Origin of the sequence: Pseudarthrobacter cremeus, assembly GCF_051857465.1 — a bacterium.
Taxonomy (GTDB): domain Bacteria; phylum Actinomycetota; class Actinomycetes; order Actinomycetales; family Micrococcaceae; genus Arthrobacter.
The window spans coordinates 40,085-58,203 of sequence record NZ_JBPZHC010000017.1 but is presented as its reverse complement, the minus strand read 5'-3'; the positions used below and the strand labels follow the sequence as shown (position 1 = coordinate 58,203).

General features: G+C 65.2%; 14 protein-coding genes and 1 tRNA gene. 12 read left to right on the top strand and 3 right to left on the bottom strand.

Annotation, left to right across the window (positions count from 1 at the left end; genetic code table 11):
- The first annotated feature begins 550 nt into the window (after nucleotides 1-550).
- From ACS5PJ_RS21055 to ACS5PJ_RS21035, 5 genes are read left to right on the top strand one after another with little or no spacing between them, the layout of a single operon-like run.
- Nucleotides 551-1,654, top strand: a complete 1,104-nt coding sequence (locus ACS5PJ_RS21055; RefSeq protein ID WP_439436799.1) for an ABC transporter substrate-binding protein — start codon at nucleotides 551-553, stop codon at nucleotides 1,652-1,654.
- 3 nt (nucleotides 1,655-1,657) lie between these two features.
- A complete protein-coding gene (locus ACS5PJ_RS21050) occupies nucleotides 1,658-2,542 on the top strand; it encodes an ABC transporter ATP-binding protein (protein ID WP_439436798.1) in 885 nt (294 codons plus the stop codon).
- Complete coding sequence (locus ACS5PJ_RS21045; RefSeq protein ID WP_439436797.1) at nucleotides 2,542-3,471, top strand: ABC transporter permease; 930 nt, start codon at nucleotides 2,542-2,544, stop codon at nucleotides 3,469-3,471. The genes ACS5PJ_RS21050 and ACS5PJ_RS21045 overlap by 1 nt, the downstream gene beginning before the upstream one ends.
- A gap of 46 nt (nucleotides 3,472-3,517) precedes the next feature.
- The gene (locus ACS5PJ_RS21040; RefSeq protein ID WP_439436796.1) at nucleotides 3,518-4,486 is read left to right on the top strand and encodes a TauD/TfdA dioxygenase family protein; all 969 of its coding nucleotides are present in this window, start codon (nucleotides 3,518-3,520) and stop codon (nucleotides 4,484-4,486) included.
- Nucleotides 4,483-5,865: an LLM class flavin-dependent oxidoreductase gene (locus ACS5PJ_RS21035; RefSeq protein WP_439436795.1), complete on the top strand. Its 1,383-nt coding sequence runs from the start codon at nucleotides 4,483-4,485 to the stop codon at nucleotides 5,863-5,865. The genes ACS5PJ_RS21040 and ACS5PJ_RS21035 overlap by 4 nt, the downstream gene beginning before the upstream one ends.
- A gap of 96 nt (nucleotides 5,866-5,961) precedes the next feature.
- On the opposite strand, the gene ACS5PJ_RS21030 is transcribed toward ACS5PJ_RS21035, so the two are convergent.
- The 3 genes from ACS5PJ_RS21030 to ACS5PJ_RS21020 form a co-directional block, all read right to left on the bottom strand.
- The gene (locus ACS5PJ_RS21030; protein ID WP_439436794.1) at nucleotides 5,962-10,512 is read right to left on the bottom strand and encodes an ExeM/NucH family extracellular endonuclease; all 4,551 of its coding nucleotides are present in this window, start codon (nucleotides 10,510-10,512) and stop codon (nucleotides 5,962-5,964) included.
- A 270-nt stretch (nucleotides 10,513-10,782) separates the two neighbouring features.
- Nucleotides 10,783-11,553: a VOC family protein gene (locus ACS5PJ_RS21025; RefSeq protein ID WP_439436793.1), complete on the bottom strand. Its 771-nt coding sequence runs from the start codon at nucleotides 11,551-11,553 to the stop codon at nucleotides 10,783-10,785.
- A 73-nt stretch (nucleotides 11,554-11,626) separates the two neighbouring features.
- Nucleotides 11,627-11,714 (bottom strand) — tRNA-Ser (locus tag ACS5PJ_RS21020).
- A gap of 109 nt (nucleotides 11,715-11,823) precedes the next feature.
- Here ACS5PJ_RS21020 and ACS5PJ_RS21015 point away from each other — a divergent pair.
- The 7 genes from ACS5PJ_RS21015 to ACS5PJ_RS20985 all read left to right on the top strand — a co-directional run bounded on the left by ACS5PJ_RS21015 (nucleotide 11,824) and on the right by ACS5PJ_RS20985 (nucleotide 18,103).
- A complete protein-coding gene (locus tag ACS5PJ_RS21015) occupies nucleotides 11,824-12,807 on the top strand; it encodes an NAD(P)H-quinone oxidoreductase (protein ID WP_439436792.1) in 984 nt (327 codons plus the stop codon).
- A 133-nt stretch (nucleotides 12,808-12,940) separates the two neighbouring features.
- Nucleotides 12,941-13,552 (top strand): PadR family transcriptional regulator, encoded by a 612-nt coding sequence (locus ACS5PJ_RS21010; protein ID WP_439436791.1) that lies wholly within the window; start codon nucleotides 12,941-12,943, stop codon nucleotides 13,550-13,552.
- A 197-nt stretch (nucleotides 13,553-13,749) separates the two neighbouring features.
- The gene (locus ACS5PJ_RS21005; RefSeq protein WP_439436790.1) at nucleotides 13,750-14,034 is read left to right on the top strand and encodes a DUF1540 domain-containing protein; all 285 of its coding nucleotides are present in this window, start codon (nucleotides 13,750-13,752) and stop codon (nucleotides 14,032-14,034) included.
- Nucleotides 14,035-14,348: 314 nt separating this feature from the next.
- A complete protein-coding gene (locus ACS5PJ_RS21000) occupies nucleotides 14,349-16,649 on the top strand; it encodes a carbon starvation CstA family protein (protein WP_439436789.1) in 2,301 nt (766 codons plus the stop codon).
- Nucleotides 16,649-16,852: a YbdD/YjiX family protein gene (locus tag ACS5PJ_RS20995; RefSeq protein ID WP_439436788.1), complete on the top strand. Its 204-nt coding sequence runs from the start codon at nucleotides 16,649-16,651 to the stop codon at nucleotides 16,850-16,852. The genes ACS5PJ_RS21000 and ACS5PJ_RS20995 overlap by 1 nt, the downstream gene beginning before the upstream one ends.
- Nucleotides 16,853-16,943: 91 nt before the next feature.
- Nucleotides 16,944-17,618 (top strand): bacterial proteasome activator family protein, encoded by a 675-nt coding sequence (locus tag ACS5PJ_RS20990; protein ID WP_439436787.1) that lies wholly within the window; start codon nucleotides 16,944-16,946, stop codon nucleotides 17,616-17,618.
- Nucleotides 17,619-17,626: 8 nt separating this feature from the next.
- Entirely contained in the window at nucleotides 17,627-18,103 is a 477-nt protein-coding gene (locus tag ACS5PJ_RS20985; RefSeq protein ID WP_439436786.1) for a hypothetical protein, read from the top strand.
- Nucleotides 18,104-18,119 lie beyond the last annotated feature (16 nt).

The following is an 18,119-nucleotide window of genomic DNA, read 5'->3' as shown; positions in this document are numbered from 1 at the left end:
ACCGACACCCCCTGCCGCAGAAGCGAAAAGAACTCATCCTTCAGCGCATCGGGCGCCCGAAAACCACTCGGCATGGCAACCTCCAGAAATCAGATGTTGCAACGACCGTATGATTCTGCCCCTTCGTATTGGGCGAGGAGTGACCCCGCGTTGCCTTGGCGAGGATGAGCTGCCTCCGGGAAGAAATATTTGCGGCCTCAACACGGCTGGCAGCGCGGCACAGGACACTCTTTGAGTCGCGGGAAGTAGCCACGCGTTTCATCTGACGTCGGAATGTTGAGTGGCTGCGGCGTGGCGTTGCCCCTCATGACGTTCTGCAGCCCCGCTTCTGACGCCTTGTTGCGCGGTGTTGTCCTGGATGACGCCTCGTTGACCGATAAGTCCCGGATTGCCGCTCATGACGCGCTGTAGACCCCTGTGACCTGCAGTTTCTTCCCGTGAACGCTGCACTTCTGCCCCGGATTCTTCTCTGCTCTAGTGGTTGCCACGAGCCAGCCGGCCCGGAGCCGCATCAACGGGTTCCACCCAACAAGTGCAGAAAGAATCCGCTATGAAATACCGAAACCAGCCCGCACCAACACCCTTAACCGCCCGGACCACGGGAGGCCTGGCACGGCGTATGGCTGCCGCCGCAGCGTCAGCCGTGGCCCTGTCCCTGGTGCTGACGGGTTGTGGCGGCGCTGCAACGGCGCAGTCAGGGGGCAGCCAAGGCACAGAGGTCAAGACTGTCCGCTACCAGGGTTCGCCCAACACAGTGGCGCTGGTGGAGGTGGCGGAGGACCTCGGCTATCTCGGTGACGTGAAACTCGAGTGGGTCAGCAACACCACCAGCGGCCCGCAGAGCATCCAGTCGGTTGCCACGGACCAGACAGACATCGGCGGAGCATTCACCGGCGCCGTGATCAAGCTGATCGAGGCCGGCGCGCCGGTGAAAGCCGTTATCAACTACTACGGCGAGGACAAAGACACCTTCACCGGGTACTACGTGGAGGAAGGCAGCCCCATCAGGACCGCCAGGGACCTGATCGGCAAGAAGATCGCCGTTAACACCCTGGGCGCCCGCCACGAAGCGGTCATCAACACCCACCTGAAGAACAGCGGCCTGACTCCCGAGGAGATCAAGCAGGTACAGCTCGTGGTGGTTCCGCCCAACGAGACCGAAGTGGCACTGCGCAAAAAGCAGGTCGACGTCGGGACGCTGGGTGGCGTGCTCCAGGACCGTGCGCTCGCCGAGGGTGGCGTGCGTGCCCTGTTTACCGACGTCGGCGTCATCGGCGGTCCCTTCGATGCCGGCCAGTATGTCCTTCGCAACGATTTCCTGGCGAAAAACCCCGAAACCAGCCGCACGCTGGTCACGGGCGTCGCCAAGGCCATCGAGTGGGAGCGGACCACCCCGCGGGAGCAGGTGATCGCCAAGTTCGAGGAAATCATCGCCAAACGCGGCCGGAACGAGAGCACCGAAGCGCTGAAGTACTGGAAGAGCGTCGGAGTGGCCTCACCGGGTGGCCGGATCCAGGACACCGACTTCACCCGCTGGTCCGACTATCTCAAATCAGCGGGAATCATCAACGGCGAACTCGACACCAAAAAGCTCTACACGAATGAGTTCAACGTGCTGGAAACCCCGGCGCCTGCTGCAACCTCGAAAGGATAGGACATGACACCCAAAATCACTCTCCAGAACGTCGCCAAGGAGTTCGCAGTCCGGCCGGGCAAGGGCTCAGGCATCCGCCGCCAAAGCGAGCCCTCAGTCCTCACGGCCATCGATGACCTCAGCCTGGACGTTGCCGCCGGCGAGTTCCTCACCCTGGTGGGCCCCAGCGGCTCCGGCAAAACCACCCTCCTGGACCTGCTGGCAGGGCTTTCCCGCCCCACGTCCGGGAAGGTCCTGGTGGACGGCAAGGAAGTCACCGGGCCGGGCCAGGACCGGGCCGTGGTCTTCCAGCAGTACGCCCTGTTCCCGTGGCGCACAGCCTCAGCCAACGTCTCGATCGGCCTGGAGAACAGTGGCCTGACCAGGAAGGAAAGGGCGGCCAAGGCCAGCGAATTCCTGGACCTTGTGGGCCTGGCCGGCTTCGAGGACCGGTACCCGCACGAACTGTCCGGCGGTATGAAGCAGCGCGTGGCCATCGCCAGAAGCCTCGCCTATGAGCCGGACGTACTCCTCATGGACGAGCCCTTCGCCGCGCTGGATGCCCAGACGCGCGAACAGCTCCAGGACGAGCTCCTGCGGATCTGGAAGGCGACAGGGAAGACCATCGTCTTCATCACCCACGGGATCGACGAAGCGGTCTACCTCGGCCAGCGCGTGGCAGTGCTGAGCGCCCGGCCGGGAAAGCTCAAGGAAATCGTGGACATTAACATCCCGGACCGCGGCGGCGAGGCGGACATCCGCTCCCACCCCGCCTTTGTGGAACACCGCCACCAGGTCTGGTCCCTGCTGCACGACGAAGTCCGCCTCGCCCAGGACTCCGGCCACCGGAAGATCCTCCCGGACGGCACCGCCCCCGATGAACAGCCCTTTGAAAGGAGTGCCGCCTGATGAGCACTGTGTTGACCCGACCATCAGAGGCGGCTGCCGCCGTCGACCGTTCCCTGCAGTCCGGAGACGGGCAGTCCGGAGGCGGGCAGCCCGGGGGGCCCGGTACCGAAAGCGGACAACGCCCGACGCCGGCGGCCGGGCTGCGTGCCGCTGCCCACCTCGCCGCGCGGGCCGGCTGGAAATCCCTGGCCGTCATCCTGTTCCTGGCGCTGTGGGAGTTTGGTCCGCAGTACCTTGCCACTCCGGCCACCCGGGTTTTTCTCCCGCCGCTGCATGAAGTGCTGGCGGCGGGCGCCAGGCTCGTTGAGAACGGGCAGCTGCAGAGCCATCTGCAGGCCAGCCTGACCCGCTCGGTATCCGGCTTCGGGATCGCCGTTGTATCGGCCGTGGTGCTGGGGCTGCTGATTGCCTGGTACGGCTGGCTGAATTCGTTCCTGAACCCATTGCTGGAACTCTTCCGCAACACCGCCACCCTGGCCCTGCTGCCGGTGTTCACCCTGCTCCTGGGGATCGGCGAGGAATCCAAGATCACCATCGTCGCCTACGCCGCGTTCTTCCCGGTCCTGCTCAACACCATCGCCGGTGTCCGGACCGTGGACCCGCTGCTGATCCGGGCCGCAAAATCCCTGGGCCTGAACAGCTTCCGGCTCTTCCAGAAAGTGATCCTGCCGTCAGCGGTCCCCACGATCTTTACAGGGATCCGGATGGCCGGGACATCGTCCATCCTGGTGCTCATCGCGGCCGAAATGGTGGGTGCCAAGGCCGGGCTGGGCTACCTGATCGTCAACTCGCAGATGAGCTTCCTCATCCCGGACATGTATGCGGGCATCCTGACCGTCTCCGTGCTGGGCCTGGCCGTCAACGCACTGCTCGTGGCGCTGGAACGGCACTTCTCCCGCTGGCGCACCGCCGTCGGCTCAACGTCCTGAACCAATCACTACCGAACCGCACCTCCTGAACTGCAAAGGAAATCCCATGACCGTCATTACCGAAACCAAGCTCCAGTTCACCAAGCTCAGCGCCCGCATCGGCGCGGAAGTCCGCGGCCTGGACCTCAGCGGTGATCTGCCCGCAGACACGGTGGCCCGGATCCGTGCCGCCCTGAACACCCACAAGGCCCTCGTTTTCCGCGAAGCGAATATCCGGACCGACGAGGACCAGGTCCGTTTCGCCAGCCACTTTGGCCCGCTGACCAAGGCACACCCCACCGTGGCATCGGTGGACGGAAAGCCCGCGGTCCTTCCCGTGGACAGCGAAAACGGCAGCGCCAACAACTGGCACACGGACGTCACGTTCGTAGTGAACCCGCCCCAGGCCTCCACCCTGCGCAGCATCACGCTGCCCGGCTACGGCGGAGAAACCCTGATCGCCTCCTCGGCGGGCGCCTACCAGGACCTGCCCGAGGAACTGCGCAACTTCGCCGACACCCTCTGGGCCATCCACACCAATGACTACGACTACTCGGTCCCCAAGAACCTGGAACACGCAAACGCAGACGAACGCCGAAAGGAATTCACCAGGATCCAGTTCGAATCCGCCCACCCCGTAGTCCGCGTCCACCCGCTGACCGGGGAGCGGGGTCTGTTCATCGGCGGGTTCGCCCAGCGGCTCCGCATCGTGGGGCTGTCCAACACCGAATCCAAGGACATCCTTCGCCTCCTTCAGGCCTACGTCACCCGCCCTGAGAACGTGGTGCGGGTGAACTGGGAGCCGGACCAGCTGGTGCTCTTCGACAACCGCATCACCCAGCACTACGCACCGGACAACTACGACGGCCAGCCCCGCCAGCTGAACCGGGTGACCATCGCCGGCGACATCCCCCGCGGCGTCGACGGCCGCAGCAGCACCTCCATCAAAGGTGACTCAGCTGCCTACTCCGACACCGTCGTCGTACCTGAACTTTCCCAGGCCACCGCTTTCGCAGCAGCCGGAGTGAACCAGTGAGCGCGCGGGAGAACGGGGCGCGGAAGCTGCACCTGAACGCCTTCCTGATGAGCACGGGCCACCACGAGGCGTCGTGGCGGCTGCCGGAAAGCAACAGTTTTGCCGGCACGGACGTGGCCCATTTCCAGCGGCTCGCGCAGACCGCCGAGCGCGGAAAGCTGGACTCGATTTTCTTTGCCGATTCGCCGGTGCTGCACGGAAACGTGGGACAGCGGCCGTACACCAGCCTCGAACCCACGGTGCTGCTCGCCGCCATCGCAGCCGTGACGGAGCGGATCGGGCTCATTGCCACCGCCTCCACGACGTACAACGAGCCATACAACCTGGCCCGCCGATTTGCCTCGCTGGACCACATCAGTGGCGGCCGGGCGGGGTGGAACGTAGTAACCACGGCGGGTGACGCGGCCGCCAGGAATTTCTCCCTGGCCGGGCAGCCCGCGCATTCGAAGCGGTATGAGCGGGCTGCGGAATTCCTGGATGTGGCGAAGAAACTCTGGGACAGCTGGGAAGACGGCGCCGTGCTGGCGGACAAGGGTGCGGGTGTGTGGGCCGAGAGTTCCCGCGTGCACCCGGCCAACCACGAGGGGCAGCATTTCCGGGTGGAAGGCGCCCTGGACGTGCCCCGGTCAGCCCAAGGGCACCCGGTGATTGTCCAGGCGGGCTCCTCCGAGGACGGAAAGGATTTCGCTGCCCGGTATGCCGAGGCGGTCTTTACCGCGCACCAGACCCTGGCGGACGCGCAGGACTTCTATGCCGATTTGAAAGGGCGGACGACGGCGGCGGGCCGGGACCCGCAGTCCATCAAGATCCTGCCCGGCATCGTTCCGGTCATCGCGTCCACGGAAGCTGAAGCACTTCGGCTGGAACGGGAACTGGACGGGCTGATCCTGCCCGAGCACGCCCGCAAGCAGCTGGCCAACGTCCTGCGCGTTGACCCTGAATCGCTGAAGCTGGACGTCCAGTTGCCGGCCGACCTTCCTTCGGAGGACGAGATAGAGGGTGCGAAGAGCCGGTACACGCTGATCGTGAACCTGGCACGTCGCGAACACCTCACGGTGCGCCAGCTGATCGGCAGGCTAGGCGGCGGCCGCGGGCACCGCACGTTCGCCGGGACGCCGGAGCAGGTGGCCGATGCCATCACGCACTGGTTCCAGTCCGGCGCCGCGGACGGGTTCAACATCATGCCGCCCGTGCTGCCATCAGGCCTGGACATCTTTGTGGACCAGGTGGTGCCCATCCTGCAGGACCGCGGGCTGTTCCGCCGCGAGTACACCGGACGGACCCTCCGCGAGCACTACGGGCTGGCCCGGCCGGCCAACTCCTTCGCGGACGCCGAGGACCCGGCCCAGATCCCGGACCGGGTCCCGCAGCCTGCCTGACCCGCCTCACTTAAAGCAACGCGGGGTCACTTCACGCCTGATTTTCCCTTCGGAATGGGCGTAGAGTGACCCCGCGTTGGCCTTGGTGGGAAGCTCCTAGCCTCGCAGGCACTGCTGGTACTGGACCCACGCCATGCTGTAGCGGATCCAGCCCGCGAAGTCGTACCACTTCGTGGGCGGCACCGGGGCGGTGCAGACAGGCGGGACGGGGACCGTGGCAGCCACGTTCACGTCCGTTTTGACCACGGTGCCGGACTCGACGGCGGTGAGCACCAGGGTGCCCGTGCCGGCTGCCGCGCCGGCCGGAACCGGCACGTTCACCGTGGCTGCACCGGCTGTCACCGGGATGCTGCCAAGGGCGGTCACCGTGCCTGCTGCGTCGGTAAATACCGCAGACAGGGCAGTGTTGACCGGGCTGCCGAGGGAGGTCAGGTCGAGCTTGGATACCGTCATGGTGATGGCGTCCCCGCTCTTGACCTCGGTGGCCGTCGTGTTCACCACGGCAACCGTGCGGCGGGCGAAGTCCGGCGAAACAGGGCTGTTCGTCTGCAGGTATTTGATCCAGGCGTCGCGGTCCACGAGCCCGGAGTCCTTGGTGTCCGTGCCCTCCGTGAAGATCCGGAAGTTGTCGCCGCCCGTTGCCAGGAAGCTGAACGTGCCGATCCGGTAGGCCTTCGCCGGGTCGACCAGGGCACCGTTGACCCGGATCGAGGTGATCCGGTCACCTGCTGCGCGCGTTGCGTCGTAGGTGTAGTTGACGTTCTTGGACAGGCCCAACTGCAGGTAGGCGCGGCTGGGGACTGTGCCGTCAGCGTTGGTCTGCCACTGCTGCTCCAGGAGCGTCTTGAACTGCGCGCCGGTGAGCGTGGTGGTCCAGAGGTTGTTCACGAACGGCAGGACCGCGTTGGCCTCGGCGTAGGTGATGGTGCCGTCAGGTGCGTAGTACAGCTCGTTGCGCAGGCCGCCGGCGTTGACGACGCCGATCTCCGCGGCCCCGAGTTCGGGTGCCTTGAGTGCGTCCACGAGCGAGTCCGCAACGAGGTTGCCCAGGGTGGATTCGCTGGCACGGTCATCGCGCTTTGCCGGCCCGCCCGCCGGGTCCGGGGTGAAGGCGGTGGTGATGTCCTTCGTGACCGCTCCGACCTGCTGGTTGCCGATCACTGCGGAGTCAGCGAGTGCCTTCTTCACAATGGCGTCGACTGCTGCCACCCGCGGATAGGCAGCCACCAGGCCAGCGGCAGCGTCAGTGGTCCGTTTGACGTTCCCCGCGGTGTAGGCGGTGACATCCTTGGTGGCGGTGTCCACGGTGAGGCGGATCTGGCCGATGTTTTCGCCGTAGTTGCCGGTCTGGACGACCGGCCGGGTCTTGCCCTCCGCGCCGGGGACAGGAGCGTCCCAGGCGTATTCCTTGTGCGTGTGGCCGGTGAAGATGGCATCCACGTCAGGGGAGGTTTCGGTGACCAGCCTGGCGAACGGGCCGCCGGCTGCGACTTCCTGTTCCAGGGTGGCGCCATCCGGCGTACCGGACCCGGCGCCGTCGTGGTTCTCCACGATGATGACATCGGCCAGGTTCTCCGCGGTGATCCTCGCAGCGACGCGGTTGATGGCGTCGACGGGGTCGCCGAACTCCAGATCCGCAATACCTGCCGGAGTGACCAGCGATGGAACTTCCTGGGTGACGGTGCCGATGACGGCAACCTTGACCCCGTCCATCTCCAGGACGGTGTATTCGGGCAGCGCCGGTTCGGTGGTGCCCTTCTTGTACACGTTCGCGCCGAGGTAAGGGAACCCGGCGTTGCTTCCGTCAGCGATGACGCGGTCGCGCAGGTCTGCCCAGCCGCCGTCGAACTCGTGGTTGCCCACTGCGGATGCCTTCAGGTCCAACGCGTTCAATACCTCGATGGTGGGCTGGTCCTTGGCAACTGCCGAAGCGAACAGCGAGGCCCCGATGTTGTCACCGGCGGACAGGAAAGCAGTGGCCCCTGAGGCGGCGGCGCGCAGCTTTTCAATGGTTCCGGCGAAGAGCACGGTATTGGTGTCGATCCGGCCGTGGAAATCGTTGATGCCCAGGAAATTCAGCTCAACCGTGGCAGGGGTGGCCGGCAGGTCCAGGCCAACCACCACGGGATCGTGATCGCTGGCGCGGAACTGGTCCGGGTCGTAGTAATTGGTGACGTTGTTGTTGTAGCGGCTGTACTCCAGCGCCACGGACTCCACGGAGTTGATGTTCCAGATATCCGCGCCAGCGACCACGGCGTTTGCGGCCGGGGAAGCGAGGATGTGGTCAAGGGAGCCCACCAGCCCGCCGAAGAGGTAGGAGTGCTTGGCGGAGCCGTCGTCGTTCTTTGCCTTCTCGTCCTGGTTGACGTAGCCGGCCTCGGCCAGTACGTTCATCGGATCCTCCTTGGCATAGGAGTTGAAGTCGCCGATCAGGAAGACCTTGTCAGTTGCCTTCTCCGCCTGCAGCCTGGTGGCGAAGTCGCGAAGGGACGTGGCCTGGGCCGTGCGGGCGAGGTTGGATGCGCCCTGGCCTTTGTCTGTGTCCTCCGGGGTCGCCGCGGAACCCTTGGACTTGAAGTGGTTGGCGATGGCGATGAACTGCTTGTCATCCGCCGCGCCCAGCGGTTTGAAGACCTGCGCCAGGGGCTTGCGGGCGCTTGCGAAGGCGACGGTGTCGTTGAGGATGATGGAGTCGCCGACAGGTTCGGCCACGGCCTTCTTGAAGATGAACGCGGTGCGGATCATGTCCTCGTCGACCAGCGGGGGAGCGTTGGCTGGTGTCCGGACGTAGTCCCAGATTCCCGGGGTCGCGATGTTGAGGGCGTCCACGAGTTTGGCCAGGGCATCATCGCGGTCCTTGCCGAACTTGGCAGAGTTCTCGATTTCCATCAGGGACACGACGTCGGCGCCGGTCTTGGTGATCGCGGCGACAATCTTGGCCTGCTGGCGTTCGAAGTTCTCCGCGTTCGCGGCGCCCCGGGCGTCACAGCCGCCGCGGACGGTGATGGGGTTGCCATCGCGGTCCGTGTAGTAGGTGCAGCCGGCGAGGGTATCGCCGGTGGTGGGGAAGTAGTTCAGCACATTGAAGGAGGCGATCTTCAGGTTGCCGCCCACGGCCGCCGGAGCCTCGGTGCGGGTGGCGCCGAAATCCGCTGGCTGGACCGTGGCCTTGTTGGCCTCCGTCAGGTGGGTCAGCGGCTGGAACTTCCAGGAGTTGTTGGCGTAGCTGAGCACCACGTTGGTTTTGAACGTTACCGGCGAGCCGACGCGGACCGGGTCCGTGGCGGTCAGGTACGGAAGCACCTGGGCCTTCGTGGTGGCGTCCTTGAGGAAATTGGTGGTGGATCCGTCGTCGAGTTTGATGCCCCGTGCGGCGTTGTCCGCGACGGCGGCCAGGTACTCGGCCGAGCCGTAAGGCGCGACGGCGGTGGGCTGGACCAGCGTGGTGGTCCCGCCGGACAGCCCGATTTCGCCGTACTGGTTCAGCGAGTAGTTATCGGTGACGGTGGCCGGACCCTCGGGCGCGAGCAGCATGCCCTCGAGGGACTCGCGGAAGGCTTCAGCCGCAGGGAGGGCGAAGCCGGTGGCCTTGACCTCGGGCGCGGCCTCGGTGAGCTTCTTCAGGTCGGCCGCGGCCGCGACCGTCACCTGGGTCATATTGAAGTACTCGCTGACGGTGCCTGTCACTTCGACGTAGTCGCCGATCTGGACAGAGCCAACGGTGGCGCTTGAGTAGACGAAGACCGCATCCGAGGCCGTGTGGTTGGCGGGGCTCAGGTCACCGCCGGTTCCCGGGGTCTGGATGTAGTAGCCCGCGAATCCGCCGGTGGGGAATGTCGCGGTGACCTTGCCGCGCGTGGTCACGGAGGTCCCGGCCAGTGGGCTAACGGAGCCGCTGCCCTGGATTTCGGCGATGGTCTTTGCCGCGGGAGCGGGAGCGGGAGCGGGGGTCGGATCCGGCGTGGGGACCGGGCCCGGATCAACGGTGCCACCGGCCGCCGTCGGCGTAATGCTGGCGCTCAGCGAGAAGTCAGCAGCATTGCTGTTGCTGTCCGCACCGCCGGCACGGTTCAGGCTCCGGACGTCGGTGTTGCTCGACGTTCCGGTCGCGGCCAGCGTCTCAAAGGTGTTGGACGTGCCGTAGCCCAAAAGGTCTGCTACTCCGGCCGGTTCAATGACGGAGCCGGTGGCGAGCGCGACGGCGGTTGCTTGCCTGGCCAGCACAATGGTCCCGTTTTGCCCCTGGAAATTCAGGTTCGTGGCTACGACATCGGCTGCGGGCAGGTCCGCGCCGCCCGTGCCGTTGCTGCTCCCCTGGATGAGGTAGTACCCCTTCGCCGGGATGGCGCCCTTCAGTGGTGCCACGCTGCCGGGGGGTGTCGTTCCGGTGGCTGACCTGTACTGGAGTGACCAGCCGTCCAGGGCAATCGGGGAATCGGAGCTGTTGTACAGTTCGACAAACTTGTTCTTGTAGGCTGCGCCGGCGCTGCCGCCGCTGAGATAGGCCTCGTTGATGACAACGGGCGAGGTGCCCGCGGCAGCGGGTGCTGCGTCGACGGCGAAGGCGGGGATGGCTGCCAGCGGGGCTGCAATGAGCCCTGCTGCCAGCGCGGTGCCGAGCGCCGCCCTCAAGGTGGAGTGATTCATCCGCTCTAACTTTCACTGTGGGCCCGTGGGTTGGGGGCGCTTTCTTGAGCCGGAGCGATTTTTCACCGGCAAATCAGCCGGTCATTTCATCCGGCCAGACGTGTCCATTGGAGATCCAAGCAGCACTCAGTGAACGCGAGGTTACCGCGAGGTAGGTTTCCGAGGTCGGAGCATAGCGCAGAAAACCGGCCGGGGTCTTGTCAACAAGGTTGGCAAGACCCCGGCCGGTTCCGGGTGGTGCGGTGGGGTAAGGCTGCGGGGTGTGCGGGACTAGCCTGCGATGATCCTGAACGTTGCCCCAGTAGGGTCAGCCAGCGTGGCGAGCCGGCCGAATGGAGAGTCCTCCGGGCCGTCGATCACGGTGGCGCCGAGGCCAACGGCCTGCTCGATCGAGGCGTCCGCATTTTCCACCGCGAAGTAGATCTGCCAGTTGGAAGGAACCTCGGCCGGGAGGTAGCCCGAGGCGTCGGCGATGCCGGCCTTCGCGGCGTCGCCGGCTCCCAACGTGGTGTAGCGGAACTCAGGGGAGTCACTCATGACGTCGGTATCCCAGCCGAACACGTCCTGGTAGAACTTCACTGCGGCGTCGTAGTCCTTGGTGTGCAGTTCATGCCACGCCGGGGTGCCCGGCTCGGCCACCACTTCGTAGCCCTTCATTTCCCGGGGCTGCCAGACGCCGATGGCCGCGCCTGCCGGGTCGCCGAAGATGGCCATGTGGCCCTGTTCCGGGACATCCATGGGCGGCATGTAGATCTGGCCGCCGTGCGCAGCGACGGCGGACGCGGTGGCTTCGGCGTCGTCCGAGCGGAGGTAGGTGGACCAGACATCGGGCATGCCGGCCTGGTCCGCGTCTTTCTGCATGATGCCGGCCACGGATTTTCCGTTCTTGCGCGCCATGATGTAGCCGCCGTACTTGTCCTGGTCTCCGGTTTCGAATTCCCAGCCGAACAGTCCGCCGTAGAACCGCCGGGCGGTGTTGGTGTCGGATGTCATGAGGTCGATCCAGCAGGGTGCGCCGGGGGTGATGTCGGGTGCGGGCATGGTGGGCTCCTCAGTTTGCGAAACTAAGAAACCCCGGTTTGCCAGCAGTACTGGCGAACCGGGGTTCCCTTTGCGGAAGGTAAGAGATTCGAACTCTTGGTACGGGGTTACCGCACACTAGTTTTCAAGACTAGCTCCTTCGGCCGCTCGGACAACCTTCCCTAACGAGTAGTGTTTCATAGGCAGTTGGCTGCAACAAAACGTCAGTCCGGCATGGGCCCGGTGCACACTGGTTCTGGTGCACTAATCAGCTAGAAACGGGAGTTCGCGATGAGAGCCGTCTACATAACAGAGCCTGGCGGTCCGGAGGTGCTGGAGGTCCGTGAGGTGGATGCCCCAGTGCCCGGGCAGGGCGAAGTGCTGATCGACGTTGTCGCGGCGGGCCTGAACAGGGCCGACATCCAGCAGCGCCGCGGCTTCTATCCGCCACCGCCGGGTGCGTCCGAGGTTCCGGGGCTTGAGGTGTCCGGCCGCATCTCGGGTTTCGGCCCCGGTGTCACCAAAGCATTCTCCATCGGCGACAAGGTGGTGGCGCTGCTTGCCGGGGGCGGCTACGCCGAGCAGGTTGCGGTTCCGGCGGAGCAGGTGCTGCGGATCCCCGACGGCGTTGACGTGGTCACTGCCGCGGCCCTCCCGGAAGTTGCGGCCACCGTGTATTCGAACCTGATCATGACCGCGCAGCTGCAGGCGGGCGAGACTGTACTGATCCACGGCGCCACCGGCGGGATCGGCACCATGGCCATCCAGCTTGCCAAGGCATTCGGCGCCAAAGTGGCCACCACGGCGGGAACGGACGAGAAAGTTGGCACGGCCAAGGCTTTCCTGGGGGCTGACATAGCCATCAATTATAAAGAGGAAGACTTTCCCGAGAGCCTGCGGCGACAGAACAGCGGCAAGGGCGCCGATGTCATCCTGGACGTGGTGGGGGCCAAATATCTTGCACAGAACGTTGATGCGCTTGCTGATTACGGCCGGCTCGTGGTCATTGGGCTGCAGGGTGGGGCCAAGGGTGAACTGGACCTGGGCCAGCTCCTGAAGAAGCGTGCAGCTGTGGTGGCTACGGCGCTGAGGCCACGGCCTGTGGCAGAGAAGGGCGCCATCATGAACGCGGTCAGGGAATCGGTGTGGCCGCTGATCTCCGACGGCCGGATCCGCCCGCTGGTGGCGAGGACTTTTCCGTTGGACCAGGTCCAGGCCGCGCACGAGTACTTTGACACCGGCGACCACGTGGGGAAGATCCTGCTCGTCATGTAGGCGGCGCCCCCTCCAGGCTAGATACTGAGTATTGTGCCCGACGCAGGATTGCGTTAGCGTCAGTCCATACGCGGTATGCACGGGTGTTGGGGGTCTGTGCGTACCGTACGCTGACGCCGTCGCAAGGAGCATCATGTCCATCCGCCACAGCCTGCTCGCCCTGCTGCAGGACCAGCCGCGCTACGGCTACCAGCTGAGGGTCGAGTTCGAGAACCGCACCGGGTCCACCTGGCCCCTGAATATCGGTCAGGTCTACACCACACTGGACCGGCTGGAGCGCGACGGCCTGGTCAGCAACGACGGCAGCGACGGCGAAGGCCATGTCATCTACAGCATCACCGCCGCGGGAAAGGCTGACGTGCAGGGCTGGTTTGCCGCCCCGGTGGAGCGCAGCAACCCGCCGCGCAACGAGCTCGCCATCAAACTGGCGCTCGCTGTGACGCTGCCGGGGGTGGATGTGCAGGCCATCATCCAGGCCCAGCGCGTGGCGTCCATCCGGGCGCTGCAGGACTACACAAAGGCCCGCCGGGATACCGCGGCCAGTGCCAAATCGGCGGATACTGCCTGGCTCCTGGTGCTGGACTCGCTGATCTTCCAGAAGGAGGCGGAAGTCCGCTGGCTGGATCTCTGCGAAGCGCGGATGATCCAGCAGGCACAGACGGCGGGCAGGGCTGCGGCACGTAAGCCGTCCAACGGGGCCACCGTGGAAGAGGCTGCCCCGCTCATTGCGGACAACCGCCGATGAGCGTTACCGGTTCAGCCCTGGCCTGGATTTTCGCGCATGCAAGGCTACCGGTGTCCCGCCGGGGCGTGGGGGCCTGTAATACGTCGCATACCTGAATTACGTCACACAGTTGGGTCTTTTTGATTGGGCTGAACAGGCTTAGCGTGGGACACAGGAGGCTGTCCGGTCGGGGCAGCCGAACCACGGAGGAACCTCTTATGACAACTCATGTTGCAGACTGCAGTGTTACCCGTTGCTCCTTCAACGACCACGAAGGCTGTACCGCCCATGCCATCACGGTAGCGGGCAGTGAAGACCATGCCAGCTGCGCCACCTTCATTGATACGGGCCTGCACGGAGGACTGCCCAAGGTCCTGGCCGACGTCGGGGCGTGCCAGCGCGCCGAGTGCGTCCATAACGACCATCTGATGTGCAATGCACCTGAAGTCCATGTTGGCCCCGGCGCGGACAACGCTGATTGCCTCACCTACGCACACGCGTAGGGGCCACCCACGTAGACACGGCACGTGCCGCCACGGTACGTGCAGTTGCTGCTCCCGCCAGGGCGTAGCCACTGAGAAGGCCTCTGCCCGGGAATGCCCGGGCGGGGGCCTTTCCTGCGTCCGGCAGCGCAAGCATCACAGGCAGCGCGCCGGCGACGACCTGTACCGCGCGTTCGGCTCCTGCAGCCCGCCGTTCACCGCATGGACACACGGCGCGGTCCCGAAGCCGCTCTCCCGTTGGGGCGGCATTGGTAGGGTGCCTTTGAGCCACACAACGAGCAAACGACTCAAGCAGGAATTCTCGAGGAGGAGACATGGCCAACAGGTCTGATGAACCGGCAGGTTCAGCGAAACGGGGCGGTCCCTTGACCGCCGATCCGGCGCTGCCGCCAACGGCGGTGGATGCGGCAGTCAGCGAGGCCGAAGAAAGGAAATGGACCCCGGCCAAGATCGCGCTCTGGGCGGCAATAGCACTGCTTGGCGGCGTTGCCTGGTTCATGGTGGCAATTGTCAGGGGCGAGACGGTTAACGCCATCTGGTTCGTCTTTGCCTCGGTTTGTACTTACCTGATCGGCTACCGCTTCTACTCCAAGGTGATCGAACGCTACATCACCAAGCCTGATGACCGCCGGGCAACACCTGCGGAGTACAAGGCCGACGGAAAGGACTACGTCCGCACCGACCGGAATGTCCTTTTCGGGCACCACTTTGCCGCCATCGCCGGCGCCGGACCGCTCGTCGGGCCGGTCATCGCAGCGCAGATGGGCTACCTGCCCGGAACCATCTGGATCATCGTCGGCGTCGTGCTTGCCGGGGCGGTGCAGGACTACCTGGTCCTGTTCTTCTCCATGCGCCGCGGCGGCCGCTCGCTTGGCCAGATGGCCCGTGAGGAACTCGGCGTGATCGGCGGCACCGCTGCCCTGATTGCCACACTGCTGATCATGGTGATTATCGTGGCCATTCTGGCCCTTGTCGTCGTGAACGCGCTGGCCGAGAGCCCCTGGGGTGTCTTCTCCGTCGGCATGACCATCCCGATCGCACTGTTCATGGGCGTCTACCTGCGCTACCTCCGCCCCGGCAAGGTCATGGAAGTCTCTATCGTCGGTTTCGTCCTGCTGATGGCCGCCATCATCGGCGGCGGCGCCGTGGCCGGCACCGAGTGGGGGGCCGCATTCTTCCACCTGGACAAGGTGACCATCGCCTGGAGCCTGATTGTCTACGGTTTCATCGCCGCGATCCTGCCCGTCTGGCTGCTGCTCGCTCCGCGCGACTACCTTTCCACCTTCATGAAGATCGGCGTGATTGTCATGCTGGCGCTGGCCATCATTGTGGTCCGCCCCGAAATCAACGTCCCCGCCTTCAGCGAGTTCGCGAGCAGGGAGAACGGTCCTGTGTTCCCCGGGGCGCTGTTCCCGTTCCTCTTCGTCACCATTGCCTGCGGCGCATTGTCCGGGTTCCACGCCCTTATCGCCTCAGGCACCACGCCGAAGCTGATCGAAAAGGAACGCCAGACCCGCCTGATCGGGTACGGCGGGATGCTGATGGAATCTTTCGTGGCCATCATGGCCCTCGTTGCAGCCATCTCCATTGACCGCGGCCTTTACTTCGCGATGAACGCCCCTGCCGCACTGACCGGCGGAACCGTGCAGACCGCCGCCGCCTGGGTCAACAGCCTCGGCCTTGCCGGCGTGAACCTCAGCCCCGACCTCCTGGCTGAGACGGCCAGGAACGTGGGCGAACAAAGCATCGTGTCCCGCACAGGCGGTGCGCCTACGCTGGCCGTCGGCTTGGCCCACATCATGCAGCAGTTCATCGGCGGCACCACCATGATGGCGTTCTGGTACCACTTCGCCATCATGTTCGAGGCGCTGTTCATCCTGACCGCCGTGGACGCCGGTACCCGTGTGGCCCGCTTCATGCTGCAGGATTCCATCGGCAACTTCATCCCCAAGTTCAAGGAACACTCCTGGCGTCCGGGTGCCTGGCTCTGCACCGCCGTGATGGTTGGGGCCTGGGGTGCAGTGCTGCTGATGGGCGTCACGGACCCGCTAGGTGGCATCAACACCCTGTTCCCGCTGTTCGGCATCGCCAACCAGTTGCTGGCAGCCATAGCCCTGTCCGTCTGCCTGGCCATCGCAGCCAAGCGGGGCTCCTTCAAGTACATCTGGATTGTGGCCCTGCCGCTTGCTTTTGCGGCAGTAGTGACCATCACGGCCAGCTTCCACAAGATCTTCTCGCCGGTTCCCGCGGTGGGGTACTTCGCCAACAACGCGGCGTTCTCCAAGGCATTGGCCGACGGTAAGACCGAGTTCGGAACAGCAAAGTCCGTGGCGGCCATGGAGGCTGTGGTCCGCAACACTTCAATCCAGGGCTGGCTGTCCGTGATATTCGTGGTCCTGAGCATCATCGTTATTGCCACGGCGCTCATTGCCACATACAAGGCATACCGGAACCAGGTTGCGGGGATCCCCAACGACGACCATGAGGACGCGGCCCTTCCTTCACGGGTCTTCGCACCGGCCGGCTTCATCCCGACGCCCGCAGAAAAGGAGCTGATGGCCGAGTGGAACCAACTGCCGGCGGAACTTCGCTACGAAAGGCCGGGCCACCACTGATGAGCGCCCGTCTTGCCGTAGTGGCCACTGGTTTCCGCGGGTTTGCACGCTACCTCGGCGGTGTCCTCGGCGCGGACGCCTACACGAAGTACTTGGAGCACCACCGCGCAGCCGGACATGGGCTGCCGCCCCTGAGTGAACGTGAGTTCTGGCGGGACCGGACGGACCGCCAGGACTCCAACCCGCAGGGCAGGTGCTGCTGAGCTGGTTCATCGCCCGGAACGCCGGGTCACCAGGCCGGGCCGCGCTTCATCGAGTGGTCTGAGCATCACCGGCTCGTGAGAGTATGAACGCATGAGCGATCCGAACGACACTCAGCTTGACGACGTCCCCGTCGAGGGCAAAACCCTGGACAATGCAGGACCGGTGCCGCCCACCGCTGGAAACCCGGCGCTGGGCGGCCCTGCTCCTGGTCGCGGTCCGGCCGCCGGGGCGGGGCCAGCCGGAAAGCCCAAGGGCAGCAACGTTCAGGACCTGGTGGACGAGCCTGCGAAAGTCATGCGGATCGGCACCATGATCCGGCAGCTTCTCGAAGAGGTTAAGTCCGCTCCGCTGGACCAGGCTGCACGCGAACGCCTGGCGGAAATCCACGAGCGCTCCATCAAGGAGCTGGAGGACGGGCTTGCCCCCGAGCTCGTTGAAGAACTGGAGCGGATCAGCCTGCCGTTCCCGGAGGATGCGACGCCGTCGGACGCCGAGCTCAGGATCGCCCAGGCCCAGCTGGTGGGGTGGCTGGAAGGTCTTTTCCACGGCATCCAGACGGCTATTGCAGCGCAGCATGCCGCTCGTGAGCACACAGCCGCGCAGCTTCAGATGAAGCAACTGCCCCCGGGCACGGTGATAGCCCCCGGCGTGGTCATCGGCGAGAACGGTGAGCCGCAGCGTGCCACGGCCGGCAGGCAGCATTCCGGTCCGGGCTCACCTGGCCGGCCGGAGGACCCGGACCACGGCCCCGGCCAGTACCTCTAGGCTCCCGGGTGGGGTTTTTCACCGCTGCCCGCCAAGGGCGCAGGGACGATGCCGAACTGGGCAAGGGCCTCTGGCGGCGCGCACATGACCGGTTCCACCGCGGCCTTGACCGCTATCACCAGGTCCTTGAGGGCGTCGAGGACGAGCTGCTCTACGCGGAACTGGTTGAAGTCGCCAACGAGCTTTCGGAGCTTTTGGAACGTGTCCGCGCGGTCTGCGTCGAAGCCCAGAGGCGTTCCCCGAGCGAGGGGCTGGATATTCCAGGACCCCTGGCCGGTGTTCACCGGGCACTTTCCAAGGCCGGCAACTCGCTCGCCACTACGGCCGAGGCAGCCGCGATGCTCCGGCTCGCCGTCGGGCCTGTCCCCGTGGGGGCGGCTTCAGTGCGGCGCCGTGCGGAATCGGTTGTGGAACAGGTGACTGACGCCGAACGCCGGCTCGCAGAGGATGCCGCCAGCGGCCAGCCCGAAAGTATTCCGGGTTAAGCGTCTGGCTTAGCCG

Excerpts from the sequence above, each read along its gene's own strand:
- ACS5PJ_RS21055 (WP_439436799.1), top strand. The coding sequence starts at position 551 with ATGAAATACCGAAACCAGCCCGCACCAACACCCTTAACCGCCCGGACC.
- ACS5PJ_RS21050 (WP_439436798.1), top strand. The coding sequence starts at position 1,658 with ATGACACCCAAAATCACTCTCCAGAACGTCGCCAAGGAGTTCGCAGTC.
- ACS5PJ_RS21045 (WP_439436797.1), top strand. The coding sequence starts at position 2,542 with ATGAGCACTGTGTTGACCCGACCATCAGAGGCGGCTGCCGCCGTCGAC.
- ACS5PJ_RS21040 (WP_439436796.1), top strand. The coding sequence starts at position 3,518 with ATGACCGTCATTACCGAAACCAAGCTCCAGTTCACCAAGCTCAGCGCC.
- ACS5PJ_RS21030 (WP_439436794.1), bottom strand. The coding sequence starts at position 10,512 with ATGAATCACTCCACCTTGAGGGCGGCGCTCGGCACCGCGCTGGCAGCA.
- ACS5PJ_RS21025 (WP_439436793.1), bottom strand. The coding sequence starts at position 11,553 with ATGCCCGCACCCGACATCACCCCCGGCGCACCCTGCTGGATCGACCTC.
- ACS5PJ_RS21015 (WP_439436792.1), top strand. The coding sequence starts at position 11,824 with ATGAGAGCCGTCTACATAACAGAGCCTGGCGGTCCGGAGGTGCTGGAG.
- ACS5PJ_RS21010 (WP_439436791.1), top strand. The coding sequence starts at position 12,941 with ATGTCCATCCGCCACAGCCTGCTCGCCCTGCTGCAGGACCAGCCGCGC.
- ACS5PJ_RS21005 (WP_439436790.1), top strand. The coding sequence starts at position 13,750 with ATGACAACTCATGTTGCAGACTGCAGTGTTACCCGTTGCTCCTTCAAC.
- ACS5PJ_RS21000 (WP_439436789.1), top strand. The coding sequence starts at position 14,349 with ATGGCCAACAGGTCTGATGAACCGGCAGGTTCAGCGAAACGGGGCGGT.
- ACS5PJ_RS20995 (WP_439436788.1), top strand. The coding sequence starts at position 16,649 with ATGAGCGCCCGTCTTGCCGTAGTGGCCACTGGTTTCCGCGGGTTTGCA.
- ACS5PJ_RS20990 (WP_439436787.1), top strand. The coding sequence starts at position 16,944 with ATGAGCGATCCGAACGACACTCAGCTTGACGACGTCCCCGTCGAGGGC.